This window comes from Marmoricola sp. RAF53 (genome assembly GCF_052114005.1).
In the GTDB taxonomy this organism is placed as follows: Bacteria; Actinomycetota; Actinomycetes; order Propionibacteriales; family Nocardioidaceae; genus Marmoricola.
In genome coordinates this window covers 64,441-87,702 of the sequence record NZ_JBFRDX010000007.1, presented here as the reverse complement: position 1 = coordinate 87,702, position 23,262 = coordinate 64,441, and the positions used below count along the sequence as shown (strand labels likewise).

The 23,262-nt window shown below is 69.8% G+C and carries 21 protein-coding genes and 1 tRNA gene; 13 read left to right on the top strand and 9 right to left on the bottom strand.

The genetic code is table 11. The features are described from left to right. Positions 1-2 precede the first annotated feature (2 nt). The 5 genes from nuoL to AB4Y76_RS08130 are packed head-to-tail and all read left to right on the top strand — an operon-like array spanning position 3 to position 6,577. Entirely contained in the window at positions 3-1,976 is a 1,974-nt protein-coding gene (gene nuoL, locus AB4Y76_RS08150; protein ID WP_441923992.1) for an NADH-quinone oxidoreductase subunit L, read from the top strand. A 46-nt stretch (positions 1,977-2,022) separates the two neighbouring features. Beyond that, the gene (locus tag AB4Y76_RS08145; RefSeq protein WP_441923990.1) at positions 2,023-3,561 is read left to right on the top strand and encodes an NADH-quinone oxidoreductase subunit M; all 1,539 of its coding nucleotides are present in this window, start codon (positions 2,023-2,025) and stop codon (positions 3,559-3,561) included. Beyond that, positions 3,558-5,147 carry an NADH-quinone oxidoreductase subunit NuoN gene (gene nuoN, locus AB4Y76_RS08140; protein ID WP_441923988.1) on the top strand — a complete coding sequence of 530 codons (1,590 nt, stop codon included), beginning with the start codon at positions 3,558-3,560 and terminating at the stop codon, positions 5,145-5,147. Before AB4Y76_RS08145 ends, nuoN begins: the two co-directional genes overlap by 4 nt. Continuing rightward, positions 5,144-6,145, top strand: coding sequence for a polyprenyl synthetase family protein (locus AB4Y76_RS08135; RefSeq protein ID WP_441923986.1), 1,002 nt, complete (start codon positions 5,144-5,146; stop codon positions 6,143-6,145). Before nuoN ends, AB4Y76_RS08135 begins: the two co-directional genes overlap by 4 nt. 12 nt (positions 6,146-6,157) lie before the next feature. Further along, complete coding sequence (locus AB4Y76_RS08130) at positions 6,158-6,577, top strand: DUF2752 domain-containing protein (RefSeq protein WP_441923984.1); 420 nt, start codon at positions 6,158-6,160, stop codon at positions 6,575-6,577. Between the two features lie 22 nt (positions 6,578-6,599). On the opposite strand, the gene AB4Y76_RS08125 is transcribed toward AB4Y76_RS08130, so the two are convergent. Both AB4Y76_RS08125 and rarD read right to left on the bottom strand, forming a co-directional pair. Continuing rightward, the gene (locus tag AB4Y76_RS08125; protein WP_441923982.1) at positions 6,600-7,319 is read right to left on the bottom strand and encodes a sigma-70 family RNA polymerase sigma factor; all 720 of its coding nucleotides are present in this window, start codon (positions 7,317-7,319) and stop codon (positions 6,600-6,602) included. 60 nt (positions 7,320-7,379) lie between these two features. Beyond that, positions 7,380-8,294 (bottom strand): EamA family transporter RarD, encoded by a 915-nt coding sequence (gene rarD / locus AB4Y76_RS08120; protein ID WP_441923980.1) that lies wholly within the window; start codon positions 8,292-8,294, stop codon positions 7,380-7,382. Between the two features lie 53 nt (positions 8,295-8,347). Between rarD and AB4Y76_RS08115 the strand changes: the two genes are divergently transcribed. After that, a complete protein-coding gene (locus AB4Y76_RS08115; RefSeq protein WP_441923978.1) occupies positions 8,348-8,812 on the top strand; it encodes an SRPBCC family protein in 465 nt (154 codons plus the stop codon). A 3-nt stretch (positions 8,813-8,815) separates the two neighbouring features. Here AB4Y76_RS08115 and AB4Y76_RS08110 read toward each other — a convergent pair whose 3' ends face one another. After that, positions 8,816-9,907 carry a 2-oxoacid:ferredoxin oxidoreductase subunit beta gene (locus AB4Y76_RS08110; protein ID WP_441923976.1) on the bottom strand — a complete coding sequence of 364 codons (1,092 nt, stop codon included), beginning with the start codon at positions 9,905-9,907 and terminating at the stop codon, positions 8,816-8,818. After that, a complete protein-coding gene (locus AB4Y76_RS08105; protein WP_441924380.1) occupies positions 9,904-11,790 on the bottom strand; it encodes a 2-oxoacid:acceptor oxidoreductase subunit alpha in 1,887 nt (628 codons plus the stop codon). The genes AB4Y76_RS08110 and AB4Y76_RS08105 overlap by 4 nt, the downstream gene beginning before the upstream one ends. A 399-nt stretch (positions 11,791-12,189) precedes the next feature. Between AB4Y76_RS08105 and AB4Y76_RS08100 the strand changes: the two genes are divergently transcribed. From AB4Y76_RS08100 to AB4Y76_RS08085, 4 genes are read left to right on the top strand one after another with little or no spacing between them, the layout of a single operon-like run. Further along, a complete protein-coding gene (locus AB4Y76_RS08100) occupies positions 12,190-13,170 on the top strand; it encodes a sulfate ABC transporter substrate-binding protein (protein ID WP_441923974.1) in 981 nt (326 codons plus the stop codon). Further along, complete coding sequence (cysT, locus tag AB4Y76_RS08095) at positions 13,167-14,030, top strand: sulfate ABC transporter permease subunit CysT (protein WP_441923972.1); 864 nt, start codon at positions 13,167-13,169, stop codon at positions 14,028-14,030. Before AB4Y76_RS08100 ends, cysT begins: the two co-directional genes overlap by 4 nt. Before the next feature lie 10 nt (positions 14,031-14,040). Next, positions 14,041-14,868, top strand: coding sequence for a sulfate ABC transporter permease (locus AB4Y76_RS08090; RefSeq protein WP_441923970.1), 828 nt, complete (start codon positions 14,041-14,043; stop codon positions 14,866-14,868). Next, complete coding sequence (locus AB4Y76_RS08085) at positions 14,865-15,851, top strand: sulfate/molybdate ABC transporter ATP-binding protein (protein ID WP_441923968.1); 987 nt, start codon at positions 14,865-14,867, stop codon at positions 15,849-15,851. The genes AB4Y76_RS08090 and AB4Y76_RS08085 overlap by 4 nt, the downstream gene beginning before the upstream one ends. Positions 15,852-15,864: 13 nt before the next feature. Here AB4Y76_RS08085 and AB4Y76_RS08080 read toward each other — a convergent pair whose 3' ends face one another. After that, on the bottom strand, positions 15,865-16,341 hold the full coding sequence (locus AB4Y76_RS08080; protein WP_441923966.1) for an SRPBCC domain-containing protein: 477 nt from the start codon (positions 16,339-16,341) through the stop codon (positions 15,865-15,867). Positions 16,342-16,408: 67 nt separating this feature from the next. On the opposite strand from AB4Y76_RS08080, the gene AB4Y76_RS08075 reads away from it, so the two are divergent. Together AB4Y76_RS08075 and AB4Y76_RS08070 are read left to right on the top strand one after the other, a co-directional pair. After that, complete coding sequence (locus AB4Y76_RS08075) at positions 16,409-17,428, top strand: LLM class flavin-dependent oxidoreductase (RefSeq protein WP_441923964.1); 1,020 nt, start codon at positions 16,409-16,411, stop codon at positions 17,426-17,428. 161 nt (positions 17,429-17,589) lie between these two features. Next, the gene (locus AB4Y76_RS08070) at positions 17,590-18,336 is read left to right on the top strand and encodes a DUF3800 domain-containing protein (RefSeq protein WP_441923962.1); all 747 of its coding nucleotides are present in this window, start codon (positions 17,590-17,592) and stop codon (positions 18,334-18,336) included. 162 nt (positions 18,337-18,498) lie between these two features. On the opposite strand, the gene AB4Y76_RS08065 is transcribed toward AB4Y76_RS08070, so the two are convergent. Then, a complete protein-coding gene (locus AB4Y76_RS08065) occupies positions 18,499-18,987 on the bottom strand; it encodes a YajQ family cyclic di-GMP-binding protein (protein WP_441923960.1) in 489 nt (162 codons plus the stop codon). A 92-nt stretch (positions 18,988-19,079) separates the two neighbouring features. Between AB4Y76_RS08065 and AB4Y76_RS08060 the strand changes: the two genes are divergently transcribed. After that, positions 19,080-19,162, top strand: a tRNA-Tyr gene (locus tag AB4Y76_RS08060). 66 nt (positions 19,163-19,228) lie between these two features. Here AB4Y76_RS08060 and eda read toward each other — a convergent pair. From eda to zwf, 3 genes are read right to left on the bottom strand one after another with little or no spacing between them, the layout of a single operon-like run. Further along, positions 19,229-19,864, bottom strand: coding sequence for a bifunctional 4-hydroxy-2-oxoglutarate aldolase/2-dehydro-3-deoxy-phosphogluconate aldolase (eda, locus tag AB4Y76_RS08055; RefSeq protein WP_441923958.1), 636 nt, complete (start codon positions 19,862-19,864; stop codon positions 19,229-19,231). Continuing rightward, complete coding sequence (edd, locus tag AB4Y76_RS08050; protein WP_441923956.1) at positions 19,861-21,696, bottom strand: phosphogluconate dehydratase; 1,836 nt, start codon at positions 21,694-21,696, stop codon at positions 19,861-19,863. Before edd ends, eda begins: the two co-directional genes overlap by 4 nt. Then, complete coding sequence (gene zwf, locus AB4Y76_RS08045) at positions 21,696-23,174, bottom strand: glucose-6-phosphate dehydrogenase (RefSeq protein ID WP_441923954.1); 1,479 nt, start codon at positions 23,172-23,174, stop codon at positions 21,696-21,698. The genes edd and zwf overlap by 1 nt, the downstream gene beginning before the upstream one ends. Between the last annotated feature and the right edge of the window lie 88 nt (positions 23,175-23,262).

Sequence of the window (23,262 nt, the reverse complement as noted above, 5' to 3'; positions counted from 1 at the left end):
GGATGACGAACATCGCCATGGCGCCCGTAAACGACGTCCTGCTGCACGCCGCTCCGGTGGTGCACTCGACCCCCGCGGAGGGGGTCTTCAACCTGCTCTGGGTGGTGATCGCGCTGCCCGCGCTCGGCGCGATCGTGCTGCTCCTCGGCGGCCGCCGCACCGACAAGTGGGGCCACCTGCTCGGCACCGCGACGGTGCTCGCGTCCTTCGTGGTCAGCCTGGTGCTCTTCATCGCGCTGATCGGCCACGACGAGAGCGAGCGGCAGTACACCCAGCACCTGTGGACCTGGTTCACCGCCGGTCAGTACACGGTGAACATGGACCTGCTGTACGACCAGCTCTCCTCGCTCTTCCTGCTCCTCATCACGGGCGTCGGCGGGCTGATCCACGTCTACTCGATCGGCTACATGGCGCACGACGAGCGCCGGCGCCGGTTCTTCGGCTACCTGAACCTGTTCGTCGCGGCGATGCTGGTCCTGGTCCTGGCGGCCGACTACGTCGGCGTGTTCCTGGGCTGGGAGGGCGTCGGCCTGGCGTCGTACCTGCTGATCGGGTTCTGGCAGTTCAAGCCGTCCGCCGCCGCGGCCGCCAAGAAGGCGTTCGTGATCAACCGCGTCGGCGACATCGGCCTCTCGCTGGGCTCGGCGCTGATCTTCGTCACCTTCGGGGCCACGTCCTTCGCCGCCGTCTCGGCGGCCGCCGACCGGGCCCCCAGCGGCACGCTCACCGCGATCGGCCTGCTGCTCCTGCTCGCCGCCTGCGGCAAGTCGGCGCAGTTCCCGCTGCAGACCTGGCTCCTGGACGCGATGGAGGGCCCGACCCCGGTCTCCGCCCTGATCCACGCGGCGACCATGGTGACCGCCGGCGTCTACCTGATCGTCCGCTCGAGCTTCATCTTCAGCCTCACCGAGGACGCCCGCACCGCGGTCGTCGTCATCGGCTGCATCACGCTCCTCATGGGTGCTGTCATCGGTTGCGCGAAGGACGACATCAAGAAGGTCCTCGCCGGTTCGACGATGAGCCAGATCGGCTACATGATCCTCGCCGCCGGCCTCGGCCCGGTCGGGTACGCGTTCGCGATCCTGCACCTGCTCACCCACGGTTTCTTCAAGGCCAACATGTTCCTCGGCGCCGGCTCGGTGATGCACGGCATGAACGACGACGTGAACATGCGGCACTACGGCGCGCTCCGCAAGGCGATGCCGGTGACCTTCGTGACCTTCGCGGTCGGCTACCTCGCGATCCTCGGCATCCCGCCGTTCTCCGGGTTCTGGTCGAAGGACTCGATCATCGAGTCCGCGTTCTCCGTCAACTTCCTGGCCGGCTTCTGCGGACTGGTCGGCGCCGGGGTGACCGCGTTCTACATGACCCGGCTGATGGTGATGACCTACTACGGTCCCGAGGTCGACGGGCGGGGGGAGCGCTGGGAGAAGGACGCGCACCCGCACGAGTCGCCGAAGGTGATGACCGTTCCGCTCATCGTGCTCGCCGCGCTCTCCGCGATCGGCGGCATCCTGCTCCTCAACGACTGGATCGTCGACTGGCTGGCGCCGGTCGTCGGCCACCACCCCGAGGAGCACCTGAACGTCTCGCCGATCGCGATGAGCACGATCATCCTCGTGGTCGTCCTGATCGGTGCCGCGGTCGCGGTGCAGCTGATCGCCCGCCGGCCGGTGCCGCGGGTCGCCCCGGCGAAGGTCTCCTTCGTCACCCGGGCCGCCCGCGCCGAGCTGTACGGCGACGCCTTCAACGAGGAAGTGGTCGTGAAGCCGGGTGTCGCCGGCATCGGCGCGCTGGGGACCTTCGACAAGAAGGTCGTCGACGGGTTCTTCGTCGAGGGCCTCGCAGCCGCGTTCGCGGCGATGTCCGCACGCTTCCGGCACCTCCAGAACGGCTTCGTCCGCTCCTACGCGCTGGCGCTCCTCTTCGGCGCGACCTTGGTGCTGCTGGCCCTGCTGGCGGTGAACTTCGGATGAGCCCGAACCTCCGTGACATGACCGCCCCGACCAAGCAGGTGGCCCGATGAGTTTCCCGTGGTTGACCGTGATGATCCTGCTGCCGGTGGCAGGCGCCCTCGGGGTGCTGCTGCTGCCCAGGACGTCCCCGGTCCTGGCCAAGCAGGTCGCGCTCGGCGTCTCGCTGGTGACCCTCGCCCTCGGTATCGCGATGGCCCTCCAGTACGAGCCCGACGGCGGGATGCAGTTCACCGAGACCCACGAGTGGATCGCCTCGTTCGGGGCGTTCTACGCGGTCGGTGTCGACGGGGTCGGCCTGACCCTGGTGATGCTCACCGTGATCCTCACGCCGGTCGTGCTGCTGGCGTCCTGGAACGACGGTGACCACGGTCGCTGGTCGACCAACGCCTTCTTCGCCTGGATGCTCGGCCTGCAGGGCCTGGCCATCGGGGTCTTCGCGGCCACCGACGTGTTCCTCTTCTACGTCTTCTTCGAGGCCACCCTGATCCCGGTCTACTTCCTGGTCGGCGGGTACGGCGGCGCCGACCGCGCCCGGGCCGCGGTGAAGTTCCTGCTCTACTCGCTGGCCGGCGGTCTGATCATGCTGGCCGCGGTGATCGGCCTGTACGTCGAGTCCGCCAAGACCGCGGGCGGTCCGACGTACCTGGTCTCGGAGCTCGCCAAGATCGACTTCGGCACCGACGTCGGCCGCTGGCTGTTCCTCGGCTTCTTCGTCGCCTTCGCGATCAAGGCACCGATGTTCCCGGTGCACACCTGGCTGCCGGACACCACCGCGAACGCGACGCCGGGCACCTCGGTGATGCTGGTCAGCGTCCTCGACAAGATCGGCACCTTCGGGATGATCCGGTTCTGCCTCGAGCTCTTCCCGGAGGCCTCGAAGTGGGCCACGCCGGCGGTGGTCGTGCTGGCCGTGATCAGCGTGGTCTACGGAGCGCTGATGGCGATCGGCTCGAAGAACATCCCGCGGGTGATCGCCTACACCTCGGTGTCGCACTTCGGGTTCATCGTGCTGGGCATCTTCGTGATGAACAGCCAGGGTCTGTCGGGCGCGAACCTCTACATGTTCAACCACGGGCTCGCGACCGCTGCGCTGTTCCTGGTCACCGGCTTCCTGATCACCCGGCGCGGCTCGGCCATGGTCGACGACTTCGGCGGTGTCGAGAAGGTGGCGCCGGTGCTCGCCGGGTTCTTCCTGATCTCCGGCCTGGCCTCGCTCTCACTGCCCGGCCTGTCGCCGTTCATCTCGGAGTTCCTGGTGATCGTCGGGACCTTCTCCTACAGCGAGGTCGCGGCCGCGTTCGCGGTCAGCGCCATCGTCCTGGCGGCGATCTACATCCTGTACCTGTACCAGCGCACCATGACCGGCCCGCCCGTCGAGGCGGTCCGCGGCATGAAGGACCTCGGCACCCGCGAGATCGCGGCGCTGGCACCGGTCCTGCTGCTGGTCGTCCTCCTCGGCTTCTACCCGAAGCCGCTGCTGTCGGTGATCAACCCGTCGGTCGACCACACCATGTCGCAGCTCGGTGAGCACGACCCGGCGCCCACGGTGACCGAGGCGACGACTCCGGAAGGGGCCCACGAGTGAAGTTCACCGCTCCGCACATCGAGTACGACCTGATCGCACCGATCCTGATCGTGCTCGGCGTCGCCGTCGTCGGCGTCCTCGTCGAGGCCGCCGTCCCGCGCGCCAGGCGCTACCTGGTCCAGGTGCTGCTGGCGCTGGTCGGCACCGCCGCCGCGCTGGCCGCCGCCATCGTGGTGCTCGGCCGGATCGACCCGCGGTCGGCGAACCCGAAGCCCGGTTTCATCGCCGCCGAGGGCGCGCTCGCGATCGACGGCCCCGCGCTGTACTGCTGGCTGCTCGTGCTCGGCCTGGGGCTGCTCGGCATCCTGCTCTTCGCCGAGCGTCGTCTCGAGGGCGGCGTCACCGCGTTCGCCGGCCAGGCCGCGGCGCTCCCGGGCACCGAGGCCGAGCGGCAGGCGTCGGCCCGCGGCCTGGAGCACACCGAGGTCTTCCCGCTGCTGATGTTCGCGCTCGCGGGCATGCTGATCTTCCCGGCCGCCAACGACCTGCTCACGCTGTTCGTGGCGCTCGAGGTGCTCTCGCTGCCGCTGTACCTGCTCTGCGGTCTGGCGCGCCGCCGCCGCCTGCTGAGCCAGGAGGCCGCGATGAAGTACTTCATGCTCGGCGCCTTCAGCTCCGGCTTCTTCGTCTACGGCATCGCGCTGGTCTACGGGTACGCCGGCTCGATGTCCTTCGACAAGATCGCGAACGCGGTCGCGAGCGGCAGCGGCGAGCAGGCCCTCCTGCTCGGCGGCATGGGCATGCTGGCCGTCGGTCTGCTGTTCAAGGTCGGCGCCGCGCCGTTCCACGCCTGGACCCCGGACGTCTACCAGGGCGCCCCGACCCCGGTCACCGGCTTCATGGCGGCGGCGACCAAGGTGGCCGCGTTCGGTGCCCTGCTGCGGCTCTTCTACGTCGCCTTCGGCGGGGCACGCTGGGACTGGCAGCCGATGTTCTGGATCGTGGCGATCCTGACGATGATCGTCGGCTCGGTGCTGGCGCTGAGCCAGACCGACGTGAAGCGGATCCTGGCGTACTCGTCGATCGCGCACGCGGGCTTCCTGCTCACCGGCTTCCTCGGCGCCCGGTCGCTGACCGAGATCCACGCCGGCGACATCAACCCGATCCAGGCGGTGCTCTTCTACGTCACCACCTACGGCCTGACCACGATCGCCGCCTTCGCGCTGGTGACGCTGGTCCGCGACTCCGGCGGCGAGGTCACCGCGCTCTCCCGCTGGGCCGGGCTCGGCAAGGACTCCCCGCTCGTGGCCGGCCTGTTCGCCTTCCTGCTGCTCGGCATGGCCGGCATCCCGCTGACCAGCGGCTTCACCGGCAAGTGGGCCGTCTTCGCCTCGGCGCTCTCGGCGGGCGCCTGGCCGGTCGTGATCGTCGCGGTGCTGATGTCCGCGGTGGCCGCGTACTTCTACGTCCGGATCATCGTCGTGATGTTCTTCGCCGACCCGGTCGGGGAGGGGCCGAGCGTCACGGTGCCCAGCATCATGACCAGCTCGGTGATCGCCGTCGGGGTCGCAGCGACGCTCGTGCTGGGCCTCGTGCCGGGGCCGCTGCTCGACGCGCTCGGCCGTGTAGCAGAATTCATCAGATGAGCTCGCCGCTGGCCCTGCCGATCCTGGACGTCGACCTCGAGCAGCGACTGCTCGCTCGGATGGTCGAGGCCGAGGAAGCCCTGTTCGGGCACGTGGAGAGCGAGGCTCCCTTCGTCACGAAGGCGGCCCGGCACCTGATGGAGGCCGGGGGCAAGCGGTTCCGCCCGCTGCTCTGCTTCCTGGCGTCCGAGGCAGGTCAGGGGGGCGCTGCCCGACCGGACCAGGTCCTCACCGCCGCCTGCGTGGTGGAGCTGACCCACCTGGCCTCGCTGTACCACGACGACGTGATGGACGAGGCCGCGCTGCGCCGCGGTGCCGCCTCGGCGAACGCCCGCTGGGACAACCTGGTCGCCATCCTCACCGGCGACTTCCTGTTCGCGAAGTCCTCCGAGCTCACCGCCGACCTCGGGCCGGAGGCGGTCCGGATCCAGGCGCAGACGTTCTCCCGGTTGGTGGAGGGCCAGATCCTGGAGACCCTCGGCCCGGGCGCCGAGGACGACCCGCTGGAGCACTACCTCCGCGTGGTCGCCGGCAAGACCGGCTCGCTGATCGCGACCTCGGCCCGGTACGGCGCCCTGTTCGGCGGCGCGCCGGAGGAGGTCGTCACCGCGCTCACGGCGTACGGCGAGAAGGTCGGCGTCGCCTTCCAGCTCTCCGACGACATCCTCGACATCGCCTCGGAGTCCGAGGAGTCCGGCAAGACGCCGGGGACCGACCTGCGCGAGGGCGTGCCGACGCTGCCGACCCTCTACGCGCTGCGGTCGGCCGACCCGGCGGACGCCCGCCTGGTCGAGCTCCTCTCCCAGGCGCTGACCGACGACGCGCTGCACGCGGAGGCGCTCGGCCTGCTGCGTGCGCACCCGGCGATGGCGCAGGCGCGTGCTTACGTGGTCCGGGAGGCGGCCGAGGCCAAGGCGTTGCTGACCGTGCTCCCCGAGGGACCCGTCCGGACGGCCCTGGAGGCCTTCGCCGACGTGGTGGCCGACCGGTCGAGCTGAGGCGCGAGGGCAGTGGCCGAGACCGGTACGCGACCGCCGGCGTCGACGCGCGGGGACGTGCTCGCGGCGACCGGGATCGCGCTCGTCGGGACGGCGCTGGTCGCCGTGCTCGACCCGAACGAGGGCGGGCACTACCCGACTTGTCCGCTGCTCGCGATCACCGGCCTGTACTGCCCGTTCTGCGGCGGGCTGCGGGCCGCACACGACCTGACCCGCCTCGACGTGCTCGGGGCGCTGGACCGCAACCCGCTGTTCGTGGTGGCGCTGCCGCTGATCCTCTGGGCGTGGTGGCGCTGGGCGCGGCGCGCCTTCACCGGGAAGCCTGAGCCGCTGGCCCTGCCGTCCTGGTGGGGCTGGGCGCTGCTGGCCGTGCTCGGGGTCTACTTCGTCGCCCGCAACCTGCCCGGGATGGGCTGGTTGTCCCCGGCCTGAGCCGCGTCCTCCAGGACGGCGCTCAGGCGCCGAGCCGGCGGTCGACGTCGGCGAGCTCCCCGGCCGCTCCCGCGCACCGGGCGCAGCGCCGGAGGTGTGCGGTCACGAGCGCCCGGCGGCGCGGCGTCAGGCTGCGCGACAGGTGGCCGGGCAGCAGGGCCACGATCCGGGCGCAGGCGACCACGCCGGTGCTGCGCAGGTGCTCGGCCAGGTAGGCCTGCCGCAGGCCGGCCCGGGCCCGGAAGGTCAGGGAGGAGACCGCGTTGGGGTCGATGCCGAGCTCGCGGCCGACGTCCTCGTGGGAGAGGCCCTCGACGGCGGTGAGCCACAGCGCCTGCCGCCAGCGCTCGGGGAGCCGCTGGAAGGCTCGGGCGATCGCCTGGGCGTCGAACCGGGCCTCGCTGCCCTCGGAGACCGGCGTGCTCAGCAGGACGAGGTCGCTGTCGGGCAGGGTGCGCTCGTGCCGGGCGTTGCGGAGCGCGTTCAGGTGCAGGGTGCGGACCGTGGTGAGCAGGTAGGCGCGGAAGGAGAGCTCGGGCCCCTGGCCGCGGCGCAGGAGCGCCAGGATCCGCGCGAACGCCTCGGAGCAGAGGTCCTCGGCACGTTCGTGGTCGGTGAGCCGGCGGGCGAGGCGGAGCGCGGCCCCGCGGTGCCGCAGGAACAGCTCCTCGTACGCCGCGTCGTCGCGCGCGCGGACCCGCGCGATCAGGTCGCGGTCGCTGGTGCTCGGCTGGATCGGCATGACACCACTGAGACGTCCGCGGAGGTCGCCCGCTCACGGGGGTCTCGGGTGATCCAGGTCTCAGCTGTTCTGGCGTGATGGAACAGCGGTTCTGGTGTCTGCGCGACGGCGGGCCCGGATCGAGTCCACGGTGAAGATCACGAGGGCCACCCAGACCAGCCCGAAGCCGACCCAGCGCATGGTCGTCATGCCCTCGTCGAGGAGGGTGACACCGAGGAGGAACTGGAGCACCGGGGCCAGGTACTGGAGCAGGCCGAGCGCGGTCAGCGGGACCCGGATCGCCGCCGCCCCGAAGAGCAGCAGCGGGACCGCGGTGATCAGGCCGGTCAGGACCAGCAGGAAGCCGTGCCCGAGACCGTGGCCGAGGAAGTGGCTCTCCCCGCGCAGGCCCAGCCAGACCAGGTAGCCCACGGCCAGCGGAGCCAGGACCAGCGTCTCGAAGGTGAGGCTCTCCACCGGCTGCACGCCGGCCTGCTTCTTCGTCAGCCCGTAGGTGCCGAACGAGAACGCGAGCACCAGCGCGACCCACGGCGGGCGCCCGTACTCGATCGTGAGCCCGACGACCGCGGTCGCGGCGATCCCGACCGCGGTCCACTGCCAGGGCCGCAGCCGCTCGCCGAGGATCAGCACCCCCATGAGGACGGTCACCAGCGGGTTGATGAAGTACCCGAGCGACGTCTCCACCACCTTGTGGTGGTTGACGCCCCAGATGTAGGTGCCCCAGTTGACCGCGATCACCACCGCGCCGACGGTGAGCAGCCGACGCGCCCGACGGTCGCCGAAGATCGCGCGCAGCTGGGCGCGACGGCCGACGACGATGGTGACCAGCAGCATCGTGATCACCGACCAGGTGATCCGGTGGCTCAGGATCTCGACGGCACCGGCCGGTTCCAGGAGCGGCCAGTAGAGCGGGAACAGCCCCCAGAGCAGGTAGGCCGCGAGGCCGTACAGCAGCCCCCGCCCCGATTCCGACACCGGGACAGCCTACGGGCGGGCCCGGCACCGCCCGCCGGGCCTAGGCTCGGGCCATGTCGAACTTCACGGTCTCGCGCTCCACCACGGTCGCCGCACCCGCCGCGGCGGTGCACGCGCACGTCGACGACTTCCACCGCTGGGTCGCGTGGTCGCCCTGGGAGGGGCTGGACCCGGCGATGCAGCGCACCTACACCGGGCCGGACGCCGGGGTCGGTGCGCACTACGCCTGGCAGGGCAACAGCAAGGCCGGTGCGGGATCGATGGAGATCACCGCGTCCGACCCGGCCGCGATCGCGATCACCCTCGCCTTCCTCAAGCCGTGGAAGGCCACCAACCAGGTGCGCTTCACCTTCGAGCCGGCCGGTGACGCCACCACGGTCACCTGGACCATGGAGGGCAGGCACGCCGGCCTGGGCAAGGTGTTCGCCCTGTTCATGAACATGGACAAGCTCGTCGGCAAGGACTTCGAGAAGGGCCTCGCCGCGCTCAAGCAACAGGCGGAGAGCTCCGCCGGCTGATCCTCAGAGGACCGTCCAGGTGTCCTTGCCGTTGATCAGGCCCTGCAGCGCCGCCGACGGGTCGTCCTGGCCGGCGGTCGCGGTGGCGATCTGCTGGCGCGCGCCGTCGTCGTACGTCGGCCGCTCGACCGAGCGGAAGATCCCGATCGGAGCCTGGTGCAGGACACCCGCGTCGGTGAGCCGGGAGAGCGAGAACGCGACCGTCGGGTCCGGGTTGTGCGCGTCGTGGACGAGCACGTCGGCCTCGTTGTCCGGGGTCACGTCGACGACCTCGACGCCACCGGAGGCGGCCCGGACGATGCCCTTGGAACCCAGGGCGTTCTCGGCTCCCTCGACAGGGGCGCCGAAGCGGATCGGCTGGCCGTGCTCGAGCGGGATGATCGCGTCGGCCTTGGACTCGCCGTCCTTGACCGCGTCGAACGCGCCGTCGTTGAAGATCGGGCAGTTCTGGTAGATCTCCACCAGCGACGTGCCGCGGTGGGCCGCGGCGGCCGAGAGCACCGCGGTGAGGTGCTTGCGGTCGGAGTCGATGGTGCGGGCCACGAACGAGGCCTCCGCGCCGAGCGCGAGGGACACCGGGTTGAACGGGTGGTCCACCGAGCCGACCGGGGTCGACTTGGTGATCTTGCCGGACTCGGAGGTGGGGGAGTACTGGCCCTTGGTGAGGCCGTAGATCCGGTTGTTGAACAGCAGGATCGTCATGTTCACGTTGCGGCGCATCGCGTGGATGAGGTGGTTGCCGCCGATCGAGAGCGCGTCGCCGTCGCCGGTGACGACCCAGACCGACAGGTCCTCGCGGGCGGTCGCGATGCCGGTGGCGATCGCCGGCGCGCGGCCGTGGATCGAGTGCATCCCGTAGGTGTCGAGGTAGTACGGGAACCGCGAGGAGCAGCCGATGCCGGAGACGAAGACGATGTTCTCGCGGCGCAGACCGAGGTCGGGCAGGAAGCCCTGGACCGCGGCCAGGATCGCGTAGTCACCGCAACCGGGGCACCAGCGCACCTCCTGGTCGGCGGTGTACTCCTTGCGGTTCTGCGGCTCGTCCTTGGTCGGAACGCCGGCCAGGCCCGGGAAGGGCAGCTCTTGCGTCGTCACTTGACGCTCTCCTTGCTCGCGGTGCCGGCTTCGTGGGCGTGCACGTCACCGGTCGTGGTGGTGATCAGGTCGCCGATCGCCTCGGCGAGCTCGGCGGCCTTCAGCGGCATGCCGTTGACCTGGTTGTAGCCGACGACGTCGACCAGGTACTTGGCGCGGATCAGCAGCGAGAGCTGGCCGAGGTTCATCTCGGGGATCATCACGGCGTCGTACCGCTTGAGGATCTCGCCGAGGTCCTTCGGGAACGGGTTGAGGTGGCGCAGGTGGACCTGGGCGACGTCCTGGCCGGCCTTGCGGACGCGGCGGACCGCGGCGCCGATCGGGCCGTACGTCGAGCCCCAGCCCAGCACCAGCACCTTCGCGTTGCCCGAAGGGTCGTCGACCTCGAGCGGCGGCAGCGAGTCGGCGATCCGGTCGACCTTGGCCTGGCGGATCCGGACCATGTAGTCGTGGTTGGCCGGGTCGTAGGAGATGTTCCCGTGACCGTCGCCCTTCTCCAGGCCGCCGATCCGGTGCTCCAGGCCCGCCGTGCCGGGGACGGCCCACGGACGCGCGAGGGTCTCGTCGTCGCGCAGGTAGGGCCAGTACTCCTCGGAGGAGGACTCGGTGTCCTTCCCCTTGTTCTTCACGACGGTCTTGTTGAGCTCGGTGGCGAAGTTCGGGTCGATCTTGGGGAGCGCGGCCGCGTCCGGGATCGACCACGGCTCGGAGCCGTTGGCCAGGTAGCCGTCGGAGAGCAGCATCACGGGGGTGCGGTAGGTGATCGCGATCCGGGTGGCCTCCAGCGCCGCGGCGAAGCAGTCGCCGGGGGACTGCGGCGCCACGATCGGGACCGGGGACTCGCCGTTGCGGCCGAACATCGCCTGCAGCAGGTCGGCCTGCTCGGTCTTGGTCGGGAGGCCGGTCGAGGGGCCGCCGCGCTGGACGTCGATGATCACCAGCGGGAGCTCGGTCATCACGGCCAGGCCGATGGTCTCGGACTTCAGCGCGATGCCCGGGCCGGAGGTGGTGGTGATGCCCAGCGAACCGGCGAAGGAGGCGCCGAGCGCGGCGCCGATGCCGGCGATCTCGTCCTCGGCCTGGAAGGTGGTGATGCCGAACCGCTTGTGCTTGCTCAGCTCGTGCAGGATGTCGGTGGCCGGGGTGATCGGGTAGGTGCCCAGGAAGACCGGAAGGCCGGACTGCACGCCGGCGGCGACGAGGCCGTAGGCGAGCGCCAGGTTGCCGTTGATGTTCCGGTAGGTGCCCGGCTCCATCTTGGCGGGCTTGATCTCGTACTGGACGACGAACGCCTCGGTGGTCTCGCCGAAGTTCCAGCCGGCCTTGAACGCGGTGATGTTGGCGTCCCGGATGTCCGGGGCCTTGGCGAACCGGGCGGTGAGGAAGTCGATCGTGGTCTCGGTGGGCCGGCCGTACATCCAGGACAGCATCCCGAGCGCGAACATGTTCTTCGCGCGGGCCGCGTCCTTGCGGGACAGCCCGAACTCCTTGACGGCCTCCACGGTCATGCCGGTGAGGTCGAGGACCGAGAGGTTGTAGTCCTCGGCGAGCGAGCCCGCCCCCTGCTCCTCGAGCGGGTTGCCCTCGTAGCCGGCCTTCTGCAGGTTCCGGTTCGAGAAGTCGTGGGAGTCGACGATGATCGCCGTGCCCGGCTTCATGTCGTGCAGGTTGGCCTTGAGCGCGGCCGGGTTCATCGCCACGAGCACGTCCGGGGCGTCGCCCGCGGTGAGGATGTCGTGGTCGGCGAAGTGCACCTGGAACGACGACACGCCCGGGAGCGTGCCCTGGGGCGCGCGGATCTCGGCGGGGAAGTTCGGGAACGTCGCCAGGTCGTTGCCGAACGCGGCGGACTCCTGGGTGAACCGGTCACCGGTGAGCTGCATGCCGTCGCCGGAGTCGCCGGCGAAACGGATGATGACCCGGTCGAGCTGTTGGACCTGCTTGGCCACGAAAAACGCCTTCTCTTCCTCCACCTCAGCCCGGGGGCCGCGGTACGGACAACGATGCTTCGGACGCCCATCGTACGCGCAAACTAGAACGCGTTCTAGGTATGCCGAAGCCTCCTTCCACGATAGTCCGCAAAACGGGCGCGGGTAGAACATCTCAGTACCCGGGCGAGCGCGAGTGACGCGGCTCACGTGGCGATTCATTTGCCACGCGGCTGGTTAAGTGTAGTAAATTACCTGACTAACGCCGACTGGCGCACAATCATCAAGGCAACAAGGAGCTGGGTCATGAGCAAGCTGGGTACTCGAAAGCGTTGGGTGGCACTAGGTGCGACCGTGGCCGCTGCGGCCATGGCCCTGACCGGCTGCGGCTCCAGCTCGGACGCCGCGAGCGGCGACAAGGTCAACGTCGTCGGCTTCTCGATCCTCGAGCAGGTCAACAAGACGACCTTCGCCGACTTCCAGAAGACCGACGCCGGCAAGGACGTCACCTTCTCCACCTCCTACGGCGCCTCGGGTGACCAGAGCCGCGCCGTCGTGGCCGGCGCTCCCGCCGACTTCGTGCACTTCTCGCTCGAGACCGACGTGACCCGCCTGGTCGACGAGGGCCTCGTCGCCAAGGACTGGAACACCGGCCCGACCAAGGGCATCGCCAGCCAGTCGGTCGTGGTCTTCGTGGTCCGCAAGGGCAACCCGAAGAACATCAAGACCTGGGACGACCTGGTGAAGCCGGGCGTCAAGATCGTCACCCCGAACCCGGGCTCCTCCGGCTCCGCGCGCTGGAACATCCTCGCCGGCTGGGCGCACGCCACGGCCAACGGCGGCACCGACGCGGACGGCAAGGCCTACCTGACCAAGTTCTTCAAGAACACCGCCGCCCTTCCCGGCAGCGGCCGCGAGGCGACCACCGCCTTCGAGAGCGGCGTCGGCGACGTCCTGCTCTCCTACGAGAACGAGGCGATCCTGGCCCGTGCCAAGGGCGCCGACTTCGACTACATCGTCCCCGACGACACCCTGCTGATCGAGAACCCGGCCGCCGTCACGGTCGACTCGACCCCGGCCGCCGCGAAGTGGCTCGAATTCCTGATCGGCAAGGACGGCCAGCTCGACTACGCCAAGCAGGGCTTCCGCCCGCTGGTCGACGTGGGCAGCTTCGAGACGCCGGGCGCGAACGACCCGTCGGACCCCTACCCGGCCCCGAAGACGCTCTACACGATCACCGACACCTTCGGTGGCTGGGCCGCGGCGGCGCCCAAGTTCTTCGACGAGAAGGACGGCATCGTCACCAAGATCCAGGCGGAGACGGGCAAGCAGTGACCGCGACCTCGTACGAGGTCGAACCGGTAACCCGCACCCCGGGTGTGGCGCGCAAGCGCCGCACCCGGGGTACACGGTCACTCGGGCCCGGTTCGGCCCTCGCCCTCGGAATCTCGCTGACCTGGTTCAGCCTGCTGGTGCTGATCCCGCTGTCCGCCGTGCTCATCACCGCCGCCGACGGCGGCTGGGACGCGTTCTGGGAGACCATCACCAGTCCCCAGACCGCTTCCGCGCTGCGGCTCACCATCGGCACGGCCGTCCTGGTCACCGTCCTGAACGTCTTCATGGGCACCGCGCTCGCCTGGGTCCTGGTCCGCGACCGGTTCTGGGGCAGGAGCGCGCTCGACGTCGTCATCGACGTACCGTTCGCGCTCCCCACGATCGTCACCGGCCTCGTGCTGCTGGCGCTCTACGGCCCGCGGTCGCCGATCGACGTCAACGTCGCCAACACCCGGACGGCCGTCTTCATGGCGCTCGCCTTCGTGACGCTGCCGTTCGTCGTCCGGACGACGCAGCCGGTGCTGGAGGCGCTCGAGCGGGACGTCGAGGAGGCCGCCGCGTCGCTCGGTGCCTCGCGGCTGACCACCTTCCGCCGGGTGATCCTGCCGGCGCTGGTGCCCGCCATCACCGCGGGCGCCGCGCTCTCCTTCGCCCGCGCCATCGGCGAGTACGGCTCGCTGGTACTGCTGTCCGGCAACCTCCCCAACCGGACCGAGGTCGCGTCCGTGCGGATGCTGTCGTCCCTGGAGAACGGCAATCCGGCGGCGGCGGCTTCGGTCGCGGCGCTCCTGCTGGTGATCGCGCTGGTCGTGATCGTCGGGCTGGACGTCCTGCAGCGGAGGGTGGCAGGTCGTGAGTAGGCACGGCGTGGTGAGTGAGACCGACCGGCTCCGCGAGCCGCTGTGGGTCCGGATCGTCCTCCGGACCGTCACCATCAGCTACGTCCTCGCCCTGGTGGCGATCCCGACCGCGCTGGTCTTCCGGCAGGCGTTCGCCGACGGCATCGGGGCGTTCTTCGACGCGCTCACCGACCCCAGCGTCGTGAACGCCTTCCAGCTGACCCTCAAGGTCACCGTGATCGCGGTGCTGATCAACCTGGTGTTCGGCGTGACCATGGCGCTGCTGCTGGTGCGCTACGACTTCTGGGGCAAGCGACTGCTCTCGGCGCTGCTCGACGTCCCGCTGTCGGTCTCGCCGGTCGTGGTCGGCTTCGCGCTGCTCCTGGTCTACAACGGCCGGGACGGCTGGCTGGGCCCGCAGCTGGAGAACGCCGGGCTGCAGATCATCTTCAGCACCCCCGGCATCGTGATGGCGACCGTGTTCGTCGCGCTGCCGCTGATGATCCGCGAGGTCGTGCCGGTGCTCACCGAGATCGGCGACGACCAGGAGTGGGCGGCCCGGAGCCTCGGCGCCAGCGGCCCGCAGACCTTCTGGCGGATCACCATCCCCGGCATCAAGTGGGCGATCGTCTACGGCCTCGTGCTCAGCCTGGCCCGGTCGCTGGGTGAGTTCGGCGCCGTGAAGATCGTCTCCGGCAACATCAGCGACAAGACCCAGACCGCGACCTTGCTGGTCGAGTCCAAGTACCAGGGCTTCGAGCAGCAGTCGGCGTACGCGATCGCCGCGGTGCTGGCGCTCGCCGCCATGGCCTGCCTGATCGTCGTCTCGATCCTGCGTCCCGAGGAGGACGAATCATGAGTATCCGCGTCTCGAACATCACCAAGACCTACGGCGACTTCGTCGCCCTCGAGAACGTCTCCGTCGACCTGCCCACCGGGCAGCTGACCGCGCTGCTCGGCCCGTCCGGCGGCGGCAAGTCCACGCTGCTCCGGATCATCGCCGGGCTGGAGACCGCCGACACCGGCGAGGTCGTCATCGAGGGAAACGAGGCGACCCACCTGCCGCCGCAGAAGCGCAACGTGGGCTTCGTCTTCCAGCACTACGCCGCCTTCAAGCACATGAGCGTGGCGAAGAACGTCGCCTTCGGCCTGGAGATCCGCAAGCGTCCCAAGGACGAGATCAAGCAGCGGGTCGACGAGCTGCTGGAGCTCGTGCACCTCTCCCAGTTCGGGCACCGGCTGCCCTCGCAGCTCTCCGGCGGCCAGCGGCAGCGGATGGCGCTGGCGCGTGCGCTGGCGGTCGAGCCGACCGTGCTGCTCCTCGACGAGCCGTTCGGGGCGCTGGACGCGAAGGTCCGCAAGGAGCTGCGCGAGTGGCTGCGCCGGCTGCACGACGAGGTGCACGTGACCACCGTCTTCGTCACCCACGACCAGGAGGAGGCGCTCGAGGTCGCCGACGAGATCGTCGTCATCAACGAGGGCCGGATCGAGCAGGTCGGCGGACCCGACGAGCTCTACGACAAGCCGGCCAACGACTTCGTGATGAGCTTCCTCGGCCCCACCACGATGCTCGACGGCGCGCTGCACCGGCCGCACGACATCGAGGTCTTCACCCACCCCGGCGTGGCCGGCTCGATCCCCGCGCGGATCGTCCGCGAGCTCCGGGTTGGCTTCGAGGTGCGGCTGACCGTCGAGCTGCTCGACGCCGCCCACGAGGAGGTCCAGGTGACCGTCACCCGGGCGACCCAGCGCAGCCTCGGCCTGCGCGACGGCATCGACGTTTGGCTGGTCCCGACGCACGGCAACGGGAGCACCGTGCCGAGCATGACCGTCGTCGGCTGACCCGGACCCGCCGTCAGTCTCGGGCGCGGGCTTCGGCCCGCGCCTTGAGGCCGGCCGCGTGCCGCCCGAACCCCTCGGCCACCCGTCCAGGCCCGGCCAGCTTCACCAGCGGGCCGGAGAACTCCTCGACGGTGTCGTAGACGCACGGCCCGCCGGGGACCTGGCTGAGTCGCTGCATCCGGCGGCCCCTGACCAGGCCGAGCTTCGCCGGCAGGCCCTCGTACACGTAGGCGAGGGTGGCGCGACGGGTGCCGGCGTCGTCGTACGGCGGCTCGACGATGCTGATCCGCTCCGGCGACGTCGTCGTACGGCCGTTCGCCCACCGCACGTGCAGGGTGATCGGGTCGCCCGGCTTCGGCGGAGACGGGCACTCCGCCCGGAAGCAGAAGTCGTTCCACTCGCCGTACGCCTCGACGTCCATCATCACGGCCCAGACGTCGTCCAGCGGGGCGTCGATCTCGACGGAGGCGCGGGGGTTGCTGTCGCTCACCCGCCGCAGGCTAGTGCGCGCGCGGGGGCTCGGGAATGGCTGACCGCGCCCCGGACGTTGCCCGGACGTGAAGAAGATCGGGTTCCTGTCCTTCGGTCACTGGACGCCGTCGCCGCACTCGCAGGTGCGCTCGGCCTCCGACGCGCTGATCCAGTCCGTCGAGCTCGCCGAGGCCGTCGAGGAGCTGGGCGGTGATGGGGCGTACTTCCGGGTGCACCACTTCGCCCGCCAGCTGGCCTCGCCGTTCCCCCTGCTCGCGGCGATCGGCGCCCGGACCAGCCGGATCGAGATCGGCACCGGCGTCATCGACATGCGCTACGAGAACCCGCTCTACATGGCCGAGGACGCGGGGGCCGCCGACCTGATCTCCGGTGGCAGGCTCCAGCTCGGGATCAGCCGGGGGTCACCGGAGCAGGTGATCGACGGGTTCCGCTACTTCGGCTACGCGCCGGCCGAGGGCACCACCGACGCCGACATGGCCCGGGCGCACACCGAGGTCTTCCTGACGATGCTCGAGGGCGAGGGCTTCGCCCAGCCGAACCCGCGGCCGATGTTCGCGAACCCGCCCGGCCTGCTGCGGCTGGAGCCGCACTCCGAGGGGCTCCGCGACCGGATCTGGTGGGGTGCGGGGAGCCGCGCCACCGCCGAGTGGACGGCGAGCCAGGGGATGAACCTGATGAGCTCCACGCTGCTCACCGAGGACACCGGGGTGCCGTTCCACCAGCTCCAGGCCGAGCAGATCCAGATGTTCCGCGACGCCTGGAAGGAGGCCGGCCACGCCCGCGAGCCGCGGGTCTCCGTCAGCCGCAGCATCTTCCCGCTGGTCACCGACGAGGACCGCGCCTACTTCGGTCAGGGCGGCCAGGAGGCCGACCAGGTCGGGCACATCGACGGCAGCATCGCCCGCTTCGGGCGCAGCTACGCCGCCGAGCCGGACGCCCTGGTGGAGCAGCTCGCCGAGGACGAGGCGATCGCCGCCGCGGACACGCTGCTGCTCACCGTGCCGAACCAGCTCGGCGTCGCCTACAACGCCCACGTGGTGGAGAGCGTGCTCACCCACGTGGCCCCGGCACTCGGCTGGCGCTGAGGGCTTCGATCAGACCCTGTCCATACGTAAGGGAGCCCACACCACCAGTCGGCGTCACGGCGCTGGTGACCGCGGTACGGGGGCTGCCGATCTCGAAAAATTGCGCCGGTCCGCGCCGTCCCCGCTGGCGGGTGGCCTCCACAGATCAGTAGGTTTCCCGGATGTCCAGATTCTTCGCATTCGTCGACGAGACAGGCGATCGCGGGACCGCTCCGAACTCGAGCCCCGTCTTCGGGATGGCGGCGGTCATCATGCCCGAGCACGCCGCGCCGGCCCTGCGAGAGGCGGTCTCGAGGCTGCGCACGGATCTGGCTGTCCCGGAGGACAAGGTGCTCTCGTGGAAGCAGTATGCGAAGTCGCACGACCGGCGCCGACGCGCAGCCGACGTGCTCGGCTCGGTCGACGGAATTCACGTCTGCTACGTGTACGCGAAGAAGTCCGCGCTGCGCGAAGGCTCCTACCGAGACCACAACGAGCGCTTCTACAACTACGTCGCGTTCAAGACCTTCAAGTCGATCGTGTGGGCGTCGCGGCGGCTCGGTGCCACTGACGTACGGATCCGGTTCGGGCACGTGAAGCACCACCGGCACGGCACGACCGAGGCTTACATCAAGGCGCAGGCCGCACTTGATCCGAAGGTGCCCGACAAGTTGGTCGGTTCGATGCACTGGGTGTCCGCGGACGAGTACGTCGAGAGCCAGGCCGCTGATCTGTTCGGGGGATTTCTCAAGGCGGCAGTCTGGCCCGGTCCACCGTTCGGCTATGTCGAGCCGAGCTATCTGTTGAGCATCTGGGACAAGATCCACAGCTCGGGCACGTGCGCGATCCCGCTCGGCATCATGAGCATGCCGAGCAGCGACGTCCTGACCGATGAGGAATGGTTCCCCTGCGACCACTGCACGAAATAGCGGAGCCGTCCGGAACCTCCGCGGGCCGATCCACTGAAGGAGGGCGGTGGCAGCACCGCTGGCGATCCGCGGCAGGTTCCGGACGACTCCGGTCGAACCATGAAAGCACATCCGGGCGCCGGAGACAGTTCGTCAGCGCCGGGTTGTGGAGAACAACCGCCCTCAGCGGTAGTTGACGAACTGCACCGCGAAGTCGAGGTCCTCGCCCTTGACCAGGGCCTGCACCGCCTGGAGGTCGTCGCGGCTCTTGGAGGAGACCCGGAGCTCGTCGCCCTGGATCTGCACCTTGACGCCCTTGGGGCCCTCGTCGCGGATCAGCTTGCCGACCTTCTTGGCGTCCTCCGAGGAGATGCCTTCCTTGAGGGCGACGGTGATCTTGGACTCGCGGCCCGACTGGCGCGGCTCCGAGGCGTCCAGGATCTTCAGCGACTGCTGCCGCTTGATCAGCTTCTCCTTGAAGACCTCGAGGACGGCGCTGGCGCGGTCCTCGGCGCTCGCAGAGATCTCGATCGTCTCGCCGGACCACTTGATCTCGGCGCCGGTGCCCTTGAAGTCGTAGCGCTGGGCGAGCTCCTTCGCGGCCTGGGAAAGGGCGTTGTCGACTTCCTGGCGGTCGATCTTGCTCACGATGTCGAACGATGAGTCGGCCATGACCGTGTTTCCTCCTGATGCGGATTTCGACTGCTGGCGAGGGTGCGTTATCCTCGTCTGCGCTGCCCAACCTTATCGGGACGAGCAGCACAGGCAGGTTGCCCGAGCGGCCAATGGGAGCGGACTGTAAATCCGTCGGCTTATGCCTTCGAAGGTTCGAATCCTTCACCTGCCACAGACGAGAGGCCCGCACCGGTGACGGTGCGGGCCTCTCGCGTGTCGCCAACGACCTCGGCGGGACTCAGGAGCCGGCTATCAGGTCGGCGGGTAGCCGGTGCGCCTCCGCGGCCAATCTGGCGACAGTGCCCCAGTCCTCCGCGGCGAGAAGGTCTGGCGGAGTGAGCCAGGAGCCGCCCACGCAGCCGACGTTCGGGAGGGCGAGATAGGACGCGGCCGTCTGCCGGGTGATCCCTCCCGTCGGGCAGAACCGCACCTGGGGGAGAGGGCCGTGCAGCGATCGAAGGAAGGGTGCCCCGCCGGCGGCCTCGGCCGGAAAGAATTTCAGCTCGGTGAGCCCCCGTTCGAGGGCTGCCATGGCCTCGCTCACAGTCGCGACCCCCGGCAGGAACGGCAGACCGGTCTCGGTCATGCCGTCCAGGACCGCAGATGTGCTGCCGGGCGAAACCAAGAACGCGGCGCCGGCGTCGGCCGCCTGCCTCGCCTGCTCGCCGGTGGTGATGGTGCCCGCCCCGAGCAGGAGGTCGGGAACCTCGGCGGCGATGCGGCGTATCGCCTCAAGCGCCACTGGGGTACGGAGGGTGAGCTCGATGACCGGGAGGCCACCGGCTACCAGGGCGCGAGCCAGAGGGACGGCATGATCTACCTCGTCGACCACGGCGACGGGGATGACCGGGACGCGGTCGAGCAGGCTGGTCATCGCGCGCCTCCGCCGAACACGCTGGCGCCTTGGTCCGCTCGGCCGACAGTCGCACGCAGGCCGGCGAACAGGTCGCGACCGGTGCCGACCCATTCGGCGTCGTCGAGCGCGCGACCTGTGACCGGCCGATCCGCGAGCTCGGTGTCGCCGACGTGCAGGTGGACCGTGCCGGCCACCGCGTCCACGGTCACGAGATCGCCGTCGACGACCTTGCCGATGGGCCCTCCGGCGGCCGCCTCAGGGGTGAGGTGGATGGCGGCCGGAACTTTGCCCGACGCGCCGGACATCCGGCCGTCGGTCACGACCGCGACCCGGAACCCGCGGTCTTGGAGCACGCCGAGAGCCGGGGTGAGCTTGTGCAGCTCAGGCATGCCGTTCGCGGCGGGTCCTTGGTAGCGGAGTACTGCGACCAGATCTGCCTCGAGCTCGTCCGCGCCGAACGCTGCGAGGAAGTCGGCCTGGTCGTCGAAGACGCGGGCCGGCGCCGTGACGACGCGATGCTCGTCCTTGACGGCGGAGGTCTTGATCACGCTGCGACCGAGGTTCCCATCCAGGATCCGCAAGCCCCCGTCCGGGGCGAAGGGGTCGCGGGTGCCGCGGACCACGTCGGCGTCGAGACTCCGCGTCGGCCCGTCCTGCCAGTGCAGCACGCCGTCGACCAGTGCCGGTTCGTCGGTGTAGCGCGCCAGGCCCTCACCCATGACCGTAGTGACGTCCTCATGGAGCAGCCCGGCGCCGAGGAGCTCACGGATCACGAGGGCCAAGCCACCGGCCGCGTGGAAGTGGTTCACGTCGGCGCTGCCGTTGGGGTAGATCCGCGCCAGCAGCGGCACCACCGCGGACAGAGAGGACAAGTCGTCCCAGGTCAACGTGATGCCCGCGGCGCGGGCGATCGCGACCAGATGAAGTGTGTGGTTGGTCGAGCCGCCGGTGGCGAGCAGGGCGACGCACGCGTTCACGATCGCCTTCTCGTCGACGATCTCGCCAATCGGCGCGAGCGTGCCGCTCGCCGCCGTGATCTCCACGATCCGGCGCCCGGCGGCATCGGTGAGCGCCTCGCGCATCGGGGTCCCGGGGTTGACGAAGCTGGCCCCCGGGAGGTGTAGGCCGAGCACCTCCATGAGCAGCTGGTTGGAGTTGGCGGTCCCGTAGAAGGTGCAGGTGCCGCTCCCGTGGTAGGAGGCCGCCTCGGCATCGAGCAGCTCGTCGCGCGACACCTTGCCCTCGGCGTACAGCTGGCGCACCTGGACCTTCTCGCCGTTCGGGAGTCCGGAGGTCATCGGCCCAGCCGGCACGAAGATCGTCGGCAGGTGGCCGAACGAGAGCGCGCCGATCAGCAGGCCGGGCACGATCTTGTCGCACACGCCGAGCATGAGCGCACCGTCGAACATGTCGTGCGACAGGGCGATCGCGGTCGACATGGCGATCACGTCCCGGCTGAACAGCGAGAGCTGCATGCCGTTGCGGCCCTGGGTGATCCCGTCGCACATCGCGGGAACCCCGCCGGCGAACTGAGCGATCCCGCCCGCCCGGATCACGCTCTTCTTCAGCTGCGCGGGGTAGGTCTCGAAGGGCTGGTGCGCGGAGAGCAGATCGTTGTAGGCGGACACGATCGCGATGTTCGGCTTGGCCGAGCGACGCAGTGCCTCCGTCTCGGCGGGCTCGGCCGCGGCGAACCCGTGCGCCAGGTTCGCGCACCCGAGCCTGCGGCGAGCCGGACCGCTGTCGGCGGAAGCCCGGATGCGTTGCAGGTAGGCCGCACGCTCGGGGCCGCTCCGTTCGACGATCCGGGCGGTCACCTCAGCGAGGACGGGGTGCAGGGCGGGCTTCATCAGGGGGTGTTCCCTTCGTACCAGGAGCGCCCGTCGCGCTCGATGAGGGTGGTCGCAGCGAACGGGCCGGGCGTCCCGGCGGGGTAGCGGTGGGAGGGCTTGCCCGCGCTCTGCCAGGCGGCGAGGACGGGCTCGACCCAGGCCCAGGCGGCCTCGACCTCGTCCCGCCGCATGAACAGCGTCGGATTTCCGCGAACGACGTCCATCAGCAACCGCTCGTACGCCTCGGGAGAGCGGCGGCGGAAGGCGTGGGCGTAGTCGAGGTCGAGCGAGACCGGGCGCAACCGGATGCCGCCGGGGCCGGGCTCCTTCGCGGTGAGGTGCAGCTGCATGCCTTCGTCGGGTTGCAGCCGGATGACCAGGCGGTTCGGCTCGTTGGTGCCCTCGGCGCCGGGGAACATCGGGTGCGGCACCGGCTTGAACTGGATGACGATCTCCGAGCTGCGGCGGTCCATCCGCTTGCCGGTGCGCAGGTAGAAGGGGACGCCCGCCCAGCGCCAGTTCTGCACCTCGACCTTCAGGGCCACGAAGGTCTCGGTGCGGGTCTCCGGGCGGCCGCAGTCCGCGGCGTACGAGGGCACCGCGGCACCGTCCACCAATCCGGCGGAGTACTGACCCGCGACGGTGACCCGGTGGGCGTCCTCCTCCGTGACGGGACGCAGTGCGTTCAACACTTTCAGCTTCTCGTCGCGCACCGACTCCCGGTCCACCTGGGTGGGCGGTTCCATGGCGACCAGGCAGAGCAGCTGAAGGAGGTGGTTCTGGACCATGTCGCGAAGTGCCCCGGAGCCGTCGTAGTAGTCACCGCGGGTGCCCACTCCCAGGGACTCGGCCACGGTGATCTGCACGTGGTCGATCGCGGTGCTGCTCCACAACGGCTCGAGGAAGCTGTTGGCGAACCTGGTGACCAGGAGGTTCTGCACGGTCTCCTTCCCCAGGTAGTGGTCGATGCGGAAGATCTGCGACTCCTCGAACACAGCCCCGACCGCATTGTTGATCTCCCGGGCCGACGCGAGGTCGTGGCCGATCGGCTTCTCCAGCACGACCCGCGACCGGTCGTCGATGAGTCCGTGCTCTGCCAGTCGCGCCGAGATGGTGCCGAACAGGCCGGGAGCGCAGGCGAGGTAGTAGACCCTGACCCGGCCGGGCCCGGTGCGTTGGATCCGGTCGGCGAGGACGGTCCAGCCCTCGGCCTCGTCGAGGTCGAGGGTGACGTGCTCGAGTCGGCGCAAGAACCGCTCGGCCGCCTCGGGCTCGAGGTCGTCGGTGGGGACGAAACGGGGCAGCTCGCCCGCGATCTTGTCGCGGTAGCCGGCGTCGTCGAGGCCGGCCCGGGAGCAGGCCAGGATGCGGGTGTCCTGCGCCAGCTGGCCGTCACGGTGCCGTTGGTAGAGCGCGGGCAGAAGTTTGCGAACCGCCAGGTCGCCGGTGCCACCGAAGACCACGACGTCGCACGGGGCGACGGTGGGAGATCCCATCGATTGTCCTTCGGGTCGGACTGCGCGGTCGCGGAAGAGATGCCGACGCTACGCAGACTTTTGCGCGCAGGCAATACACACTTAAGTA

Excerpts from the sequence above, each read along its gene's own strand:
- eda (WP_441923958.1), bottom strand. The coding sequence starts at position 19,864 with ATGACCAGCCTGCTCGACCGCGTCCCGGTCATCCCCGTCGCCGTGGTC.
- nuoL (WP_441923992.1), top strand. The coding sequence starts at position 3 with ATGACGAACATCGCCATGGCGCCCGTAAACGACGTCCTGCTGCACGCC.
- AB4Y76_RS08065 (WP_441923960.1), bottom strand. The coding sequence starts at position 18,987 with ATGGCCGACTCATCGTTCGACATCGTGAGCAAGATCGACCGCCAGGAA.
- AB4Y76_RS08085 (WP_441923968.1), top strand. The coding sequence starts at position 14,865 with ATGAGTATCCGCGTCTCGAACATCACCAAGACCTACGGCGACTTCGTC.
- AB4Y76_RS08145 (WP_441923990.1), top strand. The coding sequence starts at position 2,023 with ATGAGTTTCCCGTGGTTGACCGTGATGATCCTGCTGCCGGTGGCAGGC.
- AB4Y76_RS08135 (WP_441923986.1), top strand. The coding sequence starts at position 5,144 with ATGAGCTCGCCGCTGGCCCTGCCGATCCTGGACGTCGACCTCGAGCAG.
- AB4Y76_RS08070 (WP_441923962.1), top strand. The coding sequence starts at position 17,590 with ATGTCCAGATTCTTCGCATTCGTCGACGAGACAGGCGATCGCGGGACC.
- edd (WP_441923956.1), bottom strand. The coding sequence starts at position 21,696 with ATGAAGCCCGCCCTGCACCCCGTCCTCGCTGAGGTGACCGCCCGGATC.
- zwf (WP_441923954.1), bottom strand. The coding sequence starts at position 23,174 with ATGGGATCTCCCACCGTCGCCCCGTGCGACGTCGTGGTCTTCGGTGGC.
- AB4Y76_RS08105 (WP_441924380.1), bottom strand. The coding sequence starts at position 11,790 with ATGCAGCTCACCGGTGACCGGTTCACCCAGGAGTCCGCCGCGTTCGGC.
- AB4Y76_RS08125 (WP_441923982.1), bottom strand. The coding sequence starts at position 7,319 with ATGCCGATCCAGCCGAGCACCAGCGACCGCGACCTGATCGCGCGGGTC.
- AB4Y76_RS08115 (WP_441923978.1), top strand. The coding sequence starts at position 8,348 with ATGTCGAACTTCACGGTCTCGCGCTCCACCACGGTCGCCGCACCCGCC.